The sequence below is a fragment of the Streptomyces sp. NPDC003635 genome (assembly GCF_053587635.1).
Window position 1 is genome coordinate 1 of sequence record NZ_JBSFOK010000090.1, and the last position, 13,999, is coordinate 13,999.

The window sequence follows — 13,999 nt, forward strand, 5'->3', positions numbered from 1 at the left end:
GGCGGCGCCGCCCGCCGCGGCGGGGCTGCCCGGCTCGGCGCCCAGCAGAGCCTGCGGGACGACGAGCACGGCCTGGACGCCGCCGTAGATGTTGGTCTGGAGGCGGACGTTGATGCCGTGCCGACGGGCCAGCTGGGAGACGACGAACAGGCCGATGCGACCGTCCGCCAGCAGGCTGGCGACGTTGACCTGGTCGGGGTCGGCGAGCAGCGCGTTCATCCGTTCCTGTTCGCCGACGGGCATGCCGAGTCCGCGGTCCTCGACCTCGACGGCGAGCCCCGAGGTGACGAGGTTGGCGCGCAGCAGCACCTGGGTGTGCGGGGCGGAGAACACGGTGGCGTTCTCGACGAGTTCGGCGAGCAGGTGGATGACGTCGGCGACGGCGTGGCCGCGCAGGGTGCCGTCGATGGGCGGCACGAGCTTGACCCGGGAGTACTGCTCGACCTCGGCGATGGCCGAGCGGAGCACCTCGGTCATGGAGACCGGGTTGCTCCACTGCCGACGGGAGACGGCGCCGCCGAGGACGGCGAGGTTCTCGGCGTGGCGGCGGATCCGGGTGGCGAGGTGGTCCACGTGGAACAGGCCTTTGAGCAGGTCGGGGTCCTCGATCTCGTTCTCCAGCTCGTCGAGGATCGAGATCTCGCGGTGCACGAGCGACTGCAGCCGGCGCGCGAGGTTGACGAAGACCTCCAGCTTCTGTTCGCTGCCGGCCTGGCTGGAGAGCTGCGCGGCCTGGACGACGGCGGTGACGGCCCCGTCGTGGGCGCGGGCGAGGTCGGCGGCGAGCAGTTCGAGGTCGTCGGCGTCCTCGGGCGGGCGGCTGCGCGGCTTGCGCCGGGTCGGGGTCTCGCCCCGGCGCAGGGATTCGACGAGGGCCCGCAGGTCGGCCTCGCCGCGGGCGCTGCTGCGGCGCAGGGCGCCGATGCGCTCGCTCAGGGACCGGGCGGTGCGCTCGGCGGCCACGGCGGCGATCACGATGCCGGCGAGGGCGACCGCGACGGCGCCGGCGAGCATGCCCCACAGGGTGAGGCTCGGCCGGGCGCCGGTGGTGCGGACGGTGAACAGCACGGCCGCGCAGGCGGCGAGGGCGACCGCGACCGGCGGGAGCACGGCGAGCCGCAGCAGTTGCGGCCGTATGTGCGTCTCGGGCAGGGCGGGCGTGGGGCGGGCGACCGGCCGACCGTGCCGCCCGCCTTCACGGCGGTCTGCGCGTGCGGCCGGTGCGCGGAGGTGAGACATCGGGGTCCTCGTACTGTCCGTCGGGCGTGCGCCATCGCGTTGTCGGTCGGGAGAGCGGAAGAAGACGGCCCTGCGTCGTCCGACGGGCACTGACAGTAGTCGGCAAGGCATCATGTGCGGTGGGCAGTTGACAAACTCGCACGCGCGGAGTGCGGCTCTGGTATGAGGCTTCACAGAGGAGATCGACAGCGGCAGTCGCATCTCGCCCCCGAACTACAAGATGCCGATCACACCTGGTCGGAAGCCGTCAAAGACGAACGGCGAGGGCCGGGAAGTCGCACGCTTCCCGGCCCTCGCCGTTCACTTTTTCTCGGACCGCCGTCAACCCGCCGAGGCCGCCTTCACCCTCCCGAGGGGTTTGGCCCGACCGTCACCCACCGTGTCGAGGGCGGCCCGCCTCAGCGGTCGCCCGCGAGGTCCAGGTCGGTCCGGGCCTGCGGCCCCTCGTCCCCTCCGGGCTCGGCGGCCTTGCCCGTCGCCGCGGCCTGCCCGGCCTTCTCGGCCGCGGCAGCCAGCACGGAATCCGGGCGGCGCCACGGGGAGGTGAGGGGCACGGAGACGGCTCGCCACCACGGCTGCACGGGCAGCAGTCCGGCGGGCTCGAAGGGCTCGCCGGGCCGGGGGAAGGCGGCCGCCTGGCCGGCCTCGTCGGCGGCGTCCCTGGTCCACTCGCCGGGCTCGGCCCACGCGTGCGTGGCGAGGTTGAAGGTGGCCCAGTGGATGGGCAGCAGCACGCCGTGCGCCTGCCCGCCCTGGAGGTCGAGGTGGGCGCGCATGGCCTCCTCGGGCGTCATGTGGATGTCCGGCCAGAAGTCGCTGTAGGCGCCGAGCTGGATCATCGTGACGTCGAACGGGCCGTGCTCGGCGCCGATGTCCTTGAAGCCCTCGAAGTAGCCGGTGTCCCCGCTGTGGTAGATCCGGTGCTCGGAGCCGGCGACGGACCAGGAGGCCCACAGGGTGTGCTGGGTGTTGCGCAGACCGCGCCCGCAGAAGTGCCGGGCCGGGGTGGCGGTCAGGGTCAGCCCGCCGACCTTGGTCGACTCGTGCCAGTCCAGCTCGCGCAGCCGGTCGGCCGGGACGCCCCAGCGCTCCAGGTGGGCCCCGACGCCGAGCGGTACGGCGAACACCGTGTCGGTGCCGGCCAGCGCCTTGATCGAGGGCAGGTCCAGGTGGTCGTAGTGGTCGTGCGAGATCACGACGACGTCGACCGGGCCGAGCGCGGCCAGCGGCAGCGGCACCGGGTGCAGCCGCTTGGGCCCGGCGAAGGAGAACGGGGAGCAGCGCTCGCCCCACACCGGGTCGAAGAGCACCCGGTGCCCGTCGATCTCCGCGAGCACGCTGGAGTGGCCCATCCAGGTGATCCGCAGTCCGGTCGCGGGCGGGTGCGCGAGGTCGGCGAGCGTGGTGGCGTGCACGGGCACGATGCCGCGCGGGGATCTGCGCGGCCGTTCGTCCTTGGCGAAGAAGACCTTCGCGAACTCCAGCATCGAACCGGAGGGCCGGGTCCGCGCCACTCCCCCGGGGTTCTGGAACACCCCGTCCTTGAAGTGGGGCGATCTGCGGATGCGCTCCAGGCGCTCGCCGGCCGGCTCCGCGCCGAAGGCCGCCGGCTCCAGCGCGCGGAGCACGGAGCTCAGGGAACGGAAACCGGTCACGGTACCTCCAGGTGGAGTCGTCGAGGCATCCCATTATGGTCGCCGCCTGTGACAACGACCCTCGTCGGCCGCTCACCCGAAGATCCGTGGGCCGATTGACAGTGCGGAGACCCCCTCACGATACTGACTGGTAATTCAGTAAGGAGTCCCATGACAGCCCCTCTCCTGTCCCTCGTGTGGACCGACCACGTCACCGGCCGCCAGGGATTTCTCGTGATCGACGGGCTGGTGCGCGGGGTGTGCAGCGGCGGGCTGCGGATGCGCGAGGGCTGCACCCTGGACGAGGTCACCGGCCTCGCCCGGGGCATGTCCATGAAAGAAGCGCTCCACTACGACCCGGCCGGCCGCTACATCCCGCTCGGCGGCGCCAAGGGCGGCATCGACTGCGATCCGCGGGATCCGGGCGCGTACGACCTCCTCGTGCGCTATCTGCGGGCGGTACGGCCGTACGTCGAGACCTGCTGGACCACGGGCGAGGACCTCGGGGTCGGCCAGGACCTCGTGGACCGGGCGGCAGCCGAGGCGGGGCTGCGGTCGTCGATCCAGGCCGTGTACCCCCTGCTCGACGACGAGACCGGCGCCCGGCGACGGCTGGCGGACGCCTTCGCCGTGGAGGTCGACGGCATCGGCCTGGACGAGCTGGTCGGCGGCTGCGGGGTCGCGGAGTCCGTGCTCACGGCCCTGGACCGGGCCGGGATGCCGTACGCGGGCACGCGCGTGGCCGTCCAGGGGCTCGGCACCATGGGCGGGGCCACGGCCCGCTTCCTCACGCGCGCGGGGCTGACGGTGGTCGCCGTCGCCGACCTCAAGGGCACCGTCGCCAACCCGGCGGGCCTGGACGTCGAGGCCCTGCTCGCGGCACGGGACTCCTACGGCGTCGTGGACCGCGCCGCGCTGCGCCCCGACGACCGGGAGCTGCCGGGCGAGGCGTGGCTGTCGACGGAGGCGGAGGTGCTGGTGCCCGCGGCCGTGTCGTACGCCGTCGACACGCTCAACCAGGGGCGGATCACCGCCCGCTGGATCGTGGAGGCGGCCAACATGCCGGTCCTGCCGGAGGCCGAGGTCCTGCTGGCCGCTCGGGGCGTCACCGTACTGCCGGACGTCGTGGTCAACTCCGGGACGAACGCCTGGTGGTGGTGGACGCTCTTCGGCGACGTCGGCCCGGACGCGACCGAGGCCTTCGCCCGCACCCGCCGCGCGATGCGCGCCCTGACCGACCGCGTGCTGACCCGCGCGGAGAGCACCGCAACGACCCCGCGCGCGGCGGCCCACGCCCTCGCCGCGGACCTGCTGCCGGTGATCGTGGAGCGGTACGGCAGGTATCGGTGAGAGCACCCGCCACCCGCCGGGAGCGCTCGGGTCCCAGGCGTTAGGGTGAGCCGCGTGGCGAGGGTGCGGTTGAGCGTGGCGGAGCGGCGTGAGGAGTTGCTGCGGGCCGCCATCGAGCAGATCGAGGCGCGGGGCGTGGCGGCGGTCAGGATCGCCGACGTGGCCTCGGCGCTCGGCGTGAGCAACGCCCTGGTGCTCTACCACTTCTCCACCAAGGAGAAGCTGGTCGCCGCCGCCTTCGCGTACGCCGCCGAGGACGACCTCGCCCATCTGCGCAAGCTCCTCGGCCGCCGTACGACCGCGCTGCGCCGCCTGCGCGCGGCCGTGCGCTGGTACGCTCCCACCGGCCAGGCCAAGGGCTGGCGGCTGTGGATCGAGGGGTGGGCGGCGGCGCTGCGCGAACCGGCGCTGCGCGAGGTCACCCAGGCTCTGGACAAGGAGTGGAAGGCCGCTCTCGCCGAGGTCATCGCCGAAGGGGTGACCGCGGGCGAGTTCCACTGCCCCGACCCGCCGGGCGCCGCGCTGCGTCTGACGGCCCTGCTGGACGGGCTCGCCGTCCAGCTGACGTCCTACCAGGGCGCGCTCTCCCGCGCGCGGGCACAGGAGTGGGCCGACGAGGCGCTCGCCCGCGAACTGGGCGTGGAGCGGGAGGCGTTGACCGCGGCGGCGCGGTGAGCCGGCCCGGTCAGTCCAGCTCGTACACCGCCGTGACCCGGACCTCGTCCTGGATCTCCCCCGGCGCGACCGGCACTCCCGCCCCGCCCGCGACGACGTCCGCCGGCAGCGGTACCGGGGAGGGGCCGCCCGACGCGCTCTCGGTGAGGGAGACCAGTCGGCCGAGCCGCCGCCCGCTCAGCTCGGCGTACTGGAGCGCCTTCGCGTGCGCGTCCGTGTGCGCGGCGCCACGCGCGCGTGCCCGCAGTTCGGTGCGGTCGGCCACGTCGAAGACGACCCCGTGGATCCGGCCGGCGTCGCCCGTGGCATCCGTGACGGCCTGAAGGACCTCGCCGGTCCGTTCGACCTTGCGGATCTTGAGCGAGAACATCTGCGTGGCCTGATAGCCGGTCAGGGTGGACTTGCCCTCCTGGTGGTCGTACACGGGCATCAGGGTCAGCCCTTCGGTACGGACGTCCTGATCGCCCACGCCCCGCTCCCGCGCCGCGTTCAGCAGCGACTTGGCGGCCTTGCTCTGGGCCTCCAGCGCGGCCTGGGAGGTCTTGCCGACGGCTTCCACCCCGACGCTGACGGTCGCCAGATCGGGCGCGGCGGTCGCGGACCCGACACCGGTCACGGTGACGGTCGCCAGGTCCGGCGCGCCGCGCACGACCGGGGCGGCGAAGGCCGCAGTGGTGGTGGTCAGGGCGGTCGCCGGTGCGGCGGCGAGGAACGGCAGGCCGAGGGCGAGCAGGGCGACGGCGAGGGTGGCGGTGGTGCGGGGCAGCGGTGCGGACATGCGGGGCCGGCCTTCCGGACGTCGGGGCGCTTCGCGCCCATCCCAGCACCGGGGCCCGCACGCGCGCGTGCACCACTCCCCCGCCGTCACCTCACTGGTCGAGCCCCCGGCGCGCCGAGGCCGGCGCTCAGAGCGCCACCTCGTCCCACGCCCTGGCCGAGCCCCCGCGCGCAGGCGTCACGATCCGCGTAGTGATCGACCCCCGGCGCGCCTGGAGCCACCCTCGGAGCACCACCCCGACCCACGCCCTGGCCGAGCCCCCGCGCGCAGGTGCCGTGCTCAGACCGCCGCCTCGATCCGCATCCTGATGTCGCCCGGCGACAGGGCGCCCTTGGCCGTCACATGGTCGCCCGAGGACTCCCCGCGCAGGCGGCGTCCGATCCACGGCACCAGGTACTCGCGCGCCCACTGCACATCGTCGCGCCGGACCTCCAGGGTGCCGCGGGGCGGCAGCGGGGGCCACGGCTGGTCCGGGTCGGCCGGCACCTCGAGGCCGAGCACCTGGCCCGCGCGCAGCGCCACGCGCGTGTGCCCCTCCGGCGAGAGGTGCAGCCGGTCGCCGTCCCAGGCGCGCCGGTCCTGCACGGTCTTCAGGGACCACAGGTCGAGCACCGGGCAGCCGTACCGGTCGGCGATGGCCCGCACATGCAGGTTGTACGTCGCGATCTTGCCGCGCAGATGCTTCAGCACGGGCACGCCACGGGTGTCGAAGCCGGTGGTCACCATGACCGTGCCGACCGCTTCGGTGAGCCGGGCGATAGCCCGCTCGAAACGCTCGGCGACCTCGTCGGGGTCGGTGCCGGGCCGGATGATGTCGTTGCCGCCTGCGCAGAACGAGACCAGGTCCGGGGCGAGTTCCATGGCCCGCGGGAGCTGGTCCGCCACGATCTGGTCCAGCAGTTTGCCGCGCACCGCCAGGTTCGTGTAGCTGAAGTCGCCCTCGGGCCGGCGGTCCGCGAGCAGCACCGCGAACCGGTCGGCCCAGCCGACGAACGCCCCGTCGGGGCCAGGGTCGCCGACGCCCTCGGTGAAGCTGTCCCCCACCGCCACGTACGACCCGATCACCGCTCTTTTGTCACTCTGCGAATCGTCTGCCACATCGGGTCATGATTCACCTTCGAATGTGACCTACGCGACCGTAGGCAGGGGTTGACGGACGGTGAGATAAGCCACTCTTCAAGCCTTCGCCAACTCCGGAATAGACACCGGATCACGGCTGTTGGGGCCTCGACCACCCTGCCCGGCACACCACACCGAAGGCCGGACCCGGGGATCGGGGGTCCGGCCTTCGGCGGCGTGTCAGGCAGGTGGTTCCGAGTGGAGCGTCCGTCAGAGGGAGACGCCCTGGGCGCGGAGGTAGGCGACCGGGTCGACGTCCGAGCCGTAGTCCGGCGTGGTGCGGATCTCGAAGTGCAGGTGCGGTCCGGTCGAGTTGCCGGTCGAGCCGGAGAGGCCGACCTGCTGGCCCGCCGTCACCGACTGACCGCTGGAGACGGACAGCGAGGACAGGTGGGCGTACTGGGCGTAGTGGCCATCGGCGAGCTGGATGACGACCTGGTTGCCGTACGCGCCGGCCCAGCCGGCCGAGACGACGGTGCCCGCGCCCACGGCCTTCAGCGAGGTGCCGGTCGGGACGACGAAGTCGACACCGGTGTGGTAACCGCTGGACCACATGCTGCCCGCGACCTTGTAGGCGGTGCCGACACCGGCGCCGGAGACCGGAGCGGTGAAGCCGCTGGCCGAGGACTGGGCGGCCTGCGTGGTCGTGGTCGCCTGGGCCTCGGAGGACTGCGAGGCCTCCGCGGACTGCGACGACTTGGCGGAGTCCGAGGAGGACGTGGCCGAGGACGGGGTGGAGGACTTCGCGGCCGGCTTCTCGGCGGTGGCCGTCGAGGCGGCCTTCTTGCCGATCGACAGCTTCAGACCCGGGTGGATCAGCGACGGGTCGGCACCGACGGCGGCACGGTTGTCCTGGTAGAGCTTCTCCCAGCCACCGCTGACATCCTGCTCGTCGGCGATCTTCGAGAGATAGTCCCCGGACCGCACCGTGTACGTCTTCGCACCGGTCGTCTTCTTCGCGGCGGCCTTCTTCTCGGCCGCCTTCTTGTCCGCAGCCTTCTTGTCTGCCGCCTGAACCGACTGAACGGCCTTTTCCGAAACGGACTGCGACGGGGCCGCGTGGGCGCCGGTGGCTCCCAGAAGCGGGAGGGCGAGCGCGGCGCCACCGGTTCCGGCGACGGCGATCGTGCGGGTGAAGCGCAGGGTCTTGGGACGGCGGTGCTTACCCTTCGCGGGCATGGCGAATTCCTCTCCGGCGCCTGCGAGGTGAGCTGTCGGGTGCGGACTGGAGATGTCCGGCCGCGCGCTGGGCACGACTTGACCCCGAGCCTGTTCCGGAGACCGGACCAGGCGGTGGTGCCTGTGGGTCCCCCGCTCCTGCCGTGCACGGGTGAGTGTGCGGATTCCGAGCGGCGGCAGGATTCGGCGTCCGCTCGGATGGGTGGGAACGTAAGCGACCAAGACGCAAAGGGACAAGCAGAAGGTTCCACCCGAACCCATCCCTCTTGATCCCTTGTGGGAATTCGCCGTCACTTTCCGTTCATTAGGAGGTGCCCGTTTCCCGCAAATGCCCTTGAAAAACGCTTGAATTACGTGGACATGACGGGCGACGCACCGTCACGGATATGACCCTGCTCACGTGACGTTGCTCCAGAGTCCTTTACTCCAGAGCGAGTTGGAATGAAGGCTGCAATTCGGACAGAAGGACCAGAAGCGGCGCAGCCGGAGAAGTGACGCATCACGACTGTTAGACAAATCGGCGATGAATGGGCAGGGTTTCAGCGCTGTTCGCCCGTTTTGCCGTATTCAATGGTCGGCCATGGTCCATGTCGTATCGTCGGACCGTGCCCGCGGACGAGCAGAGTCGGCGGCATCCGGTGGGAGGAGCCCAAGTGACGCAGCAGGTCCCGTCGACCGAGCCCGAGCTGGCCGGAGTGCGCAACTTCCGCGATGTCGGCGGACTGCCGACGGTGGACGGCCGCCGGGTGCGCCACGGCGTGCTGTTCCGCAGCGGTCATCTCGCGCACGCGACCGACGAGGACGCGGCGTTCCTCGGCTCCCTCGGCCTGCACACGATCTTCGACTTCCGCAACACCGCGGACCAGAAGCTGGAGGGCCCCGACGTCGAGCTGGCGGGGGTGCGCAATGTGAACCTGCCGCTGTCCGACCCGGCGGACGGCGCCGAGTTCTGGAAGATGGTCCGCGACGGCGAGATCGAGCAGCTGCGGGAGATCCTGGACGACGGCAAGGCCGCGAACCGGATGATCGAGTCGTACCGCATGATCATCAAGGAGCGCACGGCCGAGCACTCCCAGGTGCTGCACTCCCTCGCCGAGGACAGCGTCCCGGCCCTGATGCACTGCGCGGCGGGCAAGGACCGGGCCGGTCTGTCGATCGCGGTGACCCTGCTGGCACTGGGCGTCGAGCGCGAGGCGATCATCGCCGACTACCTGGAGTCGAACGCCAAGCACCGCCGCTACCGGGTGCAGCGCAACAACAGCCACACCCCCGAGGTCATGGAGCTGCTCAGCCCGCTCTTCGACGCGCGCGCCGAGTACCTGACGGCGGCCTTCGAGACCATCAAGGAGACCTGGGGCGACGTCGACAGCTACCTGGAGCAGGCGCTGCGGATCACCCCCGAGGTCCGGGAGCGCCTCCGGGAGCGCCTGCTCGACTGAGCCGTACGACTACTGCTTCGCCCCCAGCTCGAAGAGCAGGTAGATGAACGCGGCGAAGACGTGCCCCACCGCGATGTAGATGATCAGGCGGACCCACAGGGCGCGCGGGAACTTCTCCTCCATGTCGGTCATGGCGTCTCTCCGGTCGGTGAGGGGGTGGGCCCCAGGCACAACGTGGCCGTGGGGCTCTGCAGCAGGGTGTGGACGAACAGGAGCTCGACCCCGCCTTCGTCCAGGGCGGCGATCCGGTGCGGGGTCAGCGAGTCGAAGTGGGCACTGTCGCCCGGTGCGAGCCGGTGCGTGGTGTCCCCGAGGCGCAGCCGCAGCCGCCCGCTGAGGACGTAGAGCCACTCCTCGCCCGGGTGCACCCGCACGATGTCGCCCTGGGAGCCGAAGGGGACGTGCAGCCGCAGCGCCTGCATTCCGCGACCGGGCGCCCCGGCCTGCCGGTACGTCCAGCCGCCGGCCTCGGTCGGTTCCATGTCGGCGGCGCGCACCACGGCGTCCCGGTCGGCGACCGTCTCGCCGAGCAGCTCCGAGACGGTCGTACCGTAGATACGGGCGAGCGAGAGCAGCATCGGCAGTGAGGGCTGTCGCTGCCCGGTCTCCAGTCGGGAGAGATGGGCGGGCGAGAGCCCGGCGGCACGGGCCGCGGCCTCCAGGGTGAGGGAGGCCTGGCGCCGCAGTGCACGCAGCTGCGGCGCCACCTCGGGCAGGTCGTCGGCCGGCCCGGTCTCGGGAGAGCTCATGCTCTCCATTCAGCCGCAGATTTGCCTCTACGGCAAATTACTTGCCCCAGAGGCAAAGGCCGAGGTCACCTGTTCGCGACGGCCTGCTTCACCAGCGTCTTGCCGAAGTCCCACATCAGCCCGCCACCGCTGTGCGCGTCGTCCATCACCTCGGTGAAGGCGTCCACGAACCGCTCCACCTCCCGTTCGCCGACGATCAGCGGCGGGATCAGCTTGATCACCTCCAGATGATCGCCCGAGACCTGGGTGAGGATCCGGTGCCGCTGGAGCAGCGGAACGACGACCATCTGCGCGAACAGTCCCTTGCGGGCCGTCTGGAGCATGGTCCACCGGCCGCGCAGCCGCAGCGAGGAAGGCCGGCCGAACTCGATGCCGATCATCAGGCCCCGGCCGCGTACGTCGGCGAGCAGCTCGTACTTCTCGACCAGTGCCGCGAGCCGCGACCTCAGCAGCTCGCCCGTGGCGCGGGCGCCCGCGACGATCTGCTCGTTCTCCATGACGGCGAGCACGGCGAGCCCCGCCGCCATGGCCTGTGCGTTGGACCCGAAGCTCGCCGAGTGCACGAGCACCCGGTCCATGGAGGAGTAGACCTTCTTGAAGATCCAGTCCTTGCCGAGGGTGGCGCCGACCGGCACATAGCCGCCGGAGAGCGCCTTGGCCGCGCACACAAGGTCCGGCTCCACGCCGTCCTCGTGCTGGTAGGCCCAGAAGTCCCCGGTGCGGCCGAGCCCGGTCTGCACCTCGTCGGCGATGAGCAGCGCCTTGTGGCGGTGGAGCAGTTCCTGGGCGGCCCGCAGATAGCCGGGCGGGGACTCGTGCACGCCCTTGCCCTGGATCGGCTCGACGATCAGGGCGGCGACGTCGCCCTTCTTCAACTCCCGTGCCAGGGCGTCGAGATCGCCCAGCGGGACGGCGGTGTCGGGCAGCAGCGGGGCGAAGCCGTCCCGGAAGCCGTCCTCGCCGTTGACCGACAGGGAGCCGGTGGTCAGCCCGTGGAAGGCGTGGTCGCAGTAGAGGATCCGCGGCTTTCCGGTCGCCCGCCGGGCGAACTTCAGCGCGGTCTCGACCGCCTCGGTGCCGCTGTTGGAGAAGAAGGCCCGGTCCAGGTGCGGGCTGTGCGCGAGCAGCCGCTCGGCCAGCAGCCCGGGCAGGGGCTGGCAGTCGAAGCGGGTGAGGTCGGCGAGCTGGGCGTCCAGCACGTCGTGCAGCGCCTGCCGGACGACGGGGTGATGGCGGCCGAGGCCCATCACCCCGAACCCGGCGAGCATGTCCAGGTAGTCGGCGCCGTCCGCGTCCCAGAAGTAGGCGCCCTCGGCCCGCTCGTAGACCTTGTCGAAGCCGATGGTGTGCAGCATGCGCGGGAGCTGGTGGTTCAGGTACTTGCCGTGCAGCTCGTAGCGCTCGGCGCCGCGCTCGGCCAGCAGTGCGCCGAGGTCGAACTCCGTGGTCATTCCGCTGTCTCCTTGGCTTGCTCCTGGACGGCCAGGCTCGCGCTGATCCGTCCGGCGACCTCGACGGGCGTGAGGCCGATGTCCGCCAGCACCTCGCCGCGTTTGGCGTGGGCGAGGAACTGCTCAGGGATGCCGAACCGCCGTACGGGCACGTCGACGTCGGCGTCGCCCAGGGCGAGCGCCACGGCGGCGCCCACTCCGGCGGCGCGGCTGTTGTCCTCGACGACGGCGACGAGGCGGTGCCCGGCGGCGAGGCCGGGCAGCGCCGGATCGACGGGCTTGACCCAACGGGGGTCGATCACCGTGCAGTTGATGCCGCGAGCCGCCAGCAGCTCGGCGGCCTGGAGGCAGACGGGGGCCATCACGCCGACGGCGACCAGCAGGACGTCCGGCTCTCCCGTGGAGCGGTGCAGCACGTCGAGGCCGCCGATCCGGTCGACCGCCGGGACCGACGGGCCGACGCACTCCTTCGGGAACCGCACCAGCGTGGGCGCGTCGTCAACGGCGACCGCCTCGCGCAGCTGTGCCCGGAGCTGGTCGGCGTCGCGCGGGGCGGCGATCCGGAGACCGGGGACGACCTGGAGGATCGACATGTCCCACATGCCGTTGTGGGAGGCGCCGTCGACTCCGGTGACCCCGGCCCGGTCCAGGACGAACGTCACCCCGCAGCGGTGCAGGGCGACGTCCATCAGCAGTTGGTCGAAGGCGCGGTTGAGGAAGGTGGCGTAGACGGCGACGACGGGATGGACACCGCCGGTGGCGAGGCCGGCGGCGGACACGGCCGCGTGCTGCTCGGCGATGCCGACGTCCCAGACCCGGTCCGGGAACCGCTCGGCGAACTTGCCGAGCCCCACCGGGTGCAGCATGGCCGCCGTGATCGCCACGACGTCCTCCCGCTCCTCGCCGATCCGCACGATCTCGTCACCGAACACCGAGGTCCAGGAGGGCCCGCCGGAGGGCGTGAGCGGCTCGCAGGTGAGCGGGTCCATGACGCCGACGGTGTGGAAGTGGTCCTCCTCGTGGGCGAGGGCGGGTTCGTAGCCGCGGCCCTTCTCGGTGAGGCAGTGGACGAGGACGGGCCCGTGGAAGCGTTTCGCGCGGCGCAGCGCGGACTCCACGGCGCCGATGTCGTGGCCGTCGATGGGGCCGACGTACTTCAGGCCGAGGTCCTCGAAGAGGCCCTGCGGGGCGAAGGCGTCCTTGAAGCCCTTCTTGGCGCCGTGCAGGGCCTCGTAGACGGTGTGCCCGACGACCGGGGTGCGCAGCAGGACGTCCTTGCCCCAGGCCAGGACCTGCTCGTAGCTGTCGGTGGTGCGCAGGGTGGCGAGGTGGTTGGCGAGCCCGCCGATGGTCGGGGCGTACGAGCGCTCGTTGTCGTTGACGACGATGATCAGCGGCCGGTCCTTGGCGGCCGCGATGTTGTTCAGCGCCTCCCAGGCCATGCCGCCGGTCAGCGCGCCGTCCCCGACGACCGCGACGACATGCCCCTTCTCGCCCAGCACCTGGCGGGCCTTGGCGAGCCCGTCGGCCCAGCCCAGCGCGGTGGAGGCGTGGCTGTTCTCGACGATGTCGTGCTCGGACTCCTCACGCGAGGGATAGCCGGACAGGCCGCCCTTGCCGCGCAGCTTGGAAAAGTCCTGGCGCCCCGTCAAAAGCTTGTGGACATAGCTCTGATGGCCGGTGTCCCAGACGATCCGGTCGACCGGCGACTCGAAGACCCGGTGGAGCGCGACGGAGAGTTCCACCACCCCCAGGTTGGGCCCGAGATGCCCGCCGGTCCTGGCGACCGCGTGCACCAGGAACTCCCTGATCTCGTCGGACAGTTCCCCGAGTTCCGCCTCGGACAGCGCCTTCAGGTCGCGTGGTCCCCGGATGTTCTCCAGCATCGTCACGATCGGGCCCCCTTCGGTCCGTGCTGCTCAACTCACGGTGACGGCCGGCTCCCCCGACTCGACGCCGTCCTGCTCCATCTGTTCGGCGATCTTCATCGCCTCCTCGATGAGGGTCTCCACGATCTTCGACTCGGGGACGGTCTTGATGACCTCGCCCTTCACGAAGATCTGCCCCTTGCCGTTGCCGGAGGCGACCCCCAGATCCGCCTCCCGGGCCTCGCCGGGACCGTTGACCACACACCCCATGACCGCCACCCGCAGCGGCACCTCCATGCCCTCCAGGCCCGCGGTGACCTCGTCGGCCAGCTTGTAGACGTCGACCTGGGCGCGCCCGCAGGAGGGGCACGAGACGATCTCCAGACGCCGTTGCCTGAGCCCCAGGGACTCCAGGATCTGGATGCCGACCTTGACCTCCTCGGCCGGCGGCGCCGACAGGGAGACCCGGATCGTGTCGCCGATGCCCTGGGAGAGCAGCGCGCCGAACGCCACCGCGC

General features: G+C 71.7%; 13 protein-coding genes and 1 riboswitch. Of the genes, 3 read left to right on the forward strand and 10 right to left on the reverse strand.

Features of this window, described 5'->3' with window-relative positions; translation table 11 throughout:
* Positions 1 to 1,239 (reverse strand): sensor histidine kinase (locus ACWDRW_RS39475; protein ID WP_451733172.1); only part of this gene is annotated, 1,239 nt, incomplete at its 3' end.
* Between the two features lie 398 nt (positions 1,240 to 1,637).
* A complete protein-coding gene (locus ACWDRW_RS39480) occupies positions 1,638 to 2,894 on the reverse strand; it encodes an MBL fold metallo-hydrolase (RefSeq protein ID WP_451733175.1) in 1,257 nt (418 codons plus the stop codon).
* Between the two features lie 150 nt (positions 2,895 to 3,044).
* Here ACWDRW_RS39480 and ACWDRW_RS39485 point away from each other — a divergent pair, with 150 nt between their 5' ends.
* A complete protein-coding gene (locus ACWDRW_RS39485) occupies positions 3,045 to 4,223 on the forward strand; it encodes a Glu/Leu/Phe/Val dehydrogenase dimerization domain-containing protein (RefSeq protein WP_451733178.1) in 1,179 nt (392 codons plus the stop codon).
* 75 nt (positions 4,224 to 4,298) lie between these two features.
* A complete protein-coding gene (locus ACWDRW_RS39490; RefSeq protein WP_451733180.1) occupies positions 4,299 to 4,898 on the forward strand; it encodes a TetR/AcrR family transcriptional regulator in 600 nt (199 codons plus the stop codon).
* 10 nt (positions 4,899 to 4,908) lie between these two features.
* Here ACWDRW_RS39490 and ACWDRW_RS39495 read toward each other — a convergent pair whose 3' ends face one another.
* The 3 genes from ACWDRW_RS39495 to ACWDRW_RS39505 all read right to left on the reverse strand — a co-directional run bounded on the left by ACWDRW_RS39495 (position 4,909) and on the right by ACWDRW_RS39505 (position 7,974).
* The gene (locus ACWDRW_RS39495; protein WP_451733182.1) at positions 4,909 to 5,676 is read right to left on the reverse strand and encodes an SIMPL domain-containing protein; all 768 of its coding nucleotides are present in this window, start codon (positions 5,674 to 5,676) and stop codon (positions 4,909 to 4,911) included.
* 279 nt (positions 5,677 to 5,955) lie between these two features.
* On the reverse strand, positions 5,956 to 6,741 hold the full coding sequence (locus ACWDRW_RS39500; RefSeq protein WP_451733202.1) for an SGNH/GDSL hydrolase family protein: 786 nt from the start codon (positions 6,739 to 6,741) through the stop codon (positions 5,956 to 5,958).
* A 264-nt stretch (positions 6,742 to 7,005) separates the two neighbouring features.
* Positions 7,006 to 7,974 carry a peptidoglycan DD-metalloendopeptidase family protein gene (locus ACWDRW_RS39505; protein WP_451733185.1) on the reverse strand — a complete coding sequence of 323 codons (969 nt, stop codon included), beginning with the start codon at positions 7,972 to 7,974 and terminating at the stop codon, positions 7,006 to 7,008.
* Positions 7,975 to 7,978: 4 nt separating this feature from the next.
* Positions 7,979 to 8,138: riboswitch (cyclic di-AMP (ydaO/yuaA leader) on the reverse strand.
* A 489-nt stretch (positions 8,139 to 8,627) separates the two neighbouring features.
* Between ACWDRW_RS39505 and ACWDRW_RS39510 the strand changes: the two genes are divergently transcribed.
* Positions 8,628 to 9,413, forward strand: a complete 786-nt coding sequence (locus tag ACWDRW_RS39510; protein WP_451733186.1) for a tyrosine-protein phosphatase — start codon at positions 8,628 to 8,630, stop codon at positions 9,411 to 9,413.
* 9 nt (positions 9,414 to 9,422) lie between these two features.
* Here the strand turns inward: ACWDRW_RS39510 and ACWDRW_RS39515 are convergent, their stop codons facing one another.
* The 5 genes from ACWDRW_RS39515 to ACWDRW_RS39535 form a co-directional block, all read right to left on the reverse strand.
* Positions 9,423 to 9,545: a DUF6126 family protein gene (locus ACWDRW_RS39515; RefSeq protein ID WP_093717978.1), complete on the reverse strand. Its 123-nt coding sequence runs from the start codon at positions 9,543 to 9,545 to the stop codon at positions 9,423 to 9,425.
* The gene (locus tag ACWDRW_RS39520; RefSeq protein WP_451733190.1) at positions 9,542 to 10,162 is read right to left on the reverse strand and encodes a helix-turn-helix domain-containing protein; all 621 of its coding nucleotides are present in this window, start codon (positions 10,160 to 10,162) and stop codon (positions 9,542 to 9,544) included. Before ACWDRW_RS39520 ends, ACWDRW_RS39515 begins: the two co-directional genes overlap by 4 nt.
* A 65-nt stretch (positions 10,163 to 10,227) precedes the next feature.
* Positions 10,228 to 11,613 carry an aspartate aminotransferase family protein gene (locus ACWDRW_RS39525; protein WP_451733193.1) on the reverse strand — a complete coding sequence of 462 codons (1,386 nt, stop codon included), beginning with the start codon at positions 11,611 to 11,613 and terminating at the stop codon, positions 10,228 to 10,230.
* On the reverse strand, positions 11,610 to 13,505 hold the full coding sequence (gene dxs / locus ACWDRW_RS39530) for a 1-deoxy-D-xylulose-5-phosphate synthase (RefSeq protein WP_451733196.1): 1,896 nt from the start codon (positions 13,503 to 13,505) through the stop codon (positions 11,610 to 11,612). Before dxs ends, ACWDRW_RS39525 begins: the two co-directional genes overlap by 4 nt.
* 27 nt (positions 13,506 to 13,532) lie before the next feature.
* Positions 13,533 to 13,999, reverse strand: a 467-nt coding sequence (locus ACWDRW_RS39535) for a flavodoxin-dependent (E)-4-hydroxy-3-methylbut-2-enyl-diphosphate synthase (protein ID WP_451733199.1), incomplete at its 5' end; no start/stop codon positions are given.

Excerpts from the sequence above, each read along its gene's own strand:
- ACWDRW_RS39525 (WP_451733193.1), bottom strand. The coding sequence starts at position 11,613 with ATGACCACGGAGTTCGACCTCGGCGCACTGCTGGCCGAGCGCGGCGCC.
- ACWDRW_RS39515 (WP_093717978.1), bottom strand. The coding sequence starts at position 9,545 with ATGACCGACATGGAGGAGAAGTTCCCGCGCGCCCTGTGGGTCCGCCTG.
- ACWDRW_RS39485 (WP_451733178.1), top strand. The coding sequence starts at position 3,045 with ATGACAGCCCCTCTCCTGTCCCTCGTGTGGACCGACCACGTCACCGGC.
- ACWDRW_RS39495 (WP_451733182.1), bottom strand. The coding sequence starts at position 5,676 with ATGTCCGCACCGCTGCCCCGCACCACCGCCACCCTCGCCGTCGCCCTG.
- ACWDRW_RS39505 (WP_451733185.1), bottom strand. The coding sequence starts at position 7,974 with ATGCCCGCGAAGGGTAAGCACCGCCGTCCCAAGACCCTGCGCTTCACC.
- ACWDRW_RS39520 (WP_451733190.1), bottom strand. The coding sequence starts at position 10,162 with ATGAGCTCTCCCGAGACCGGGCCGGCCGACGACCTGCCCGAGGTGGCG.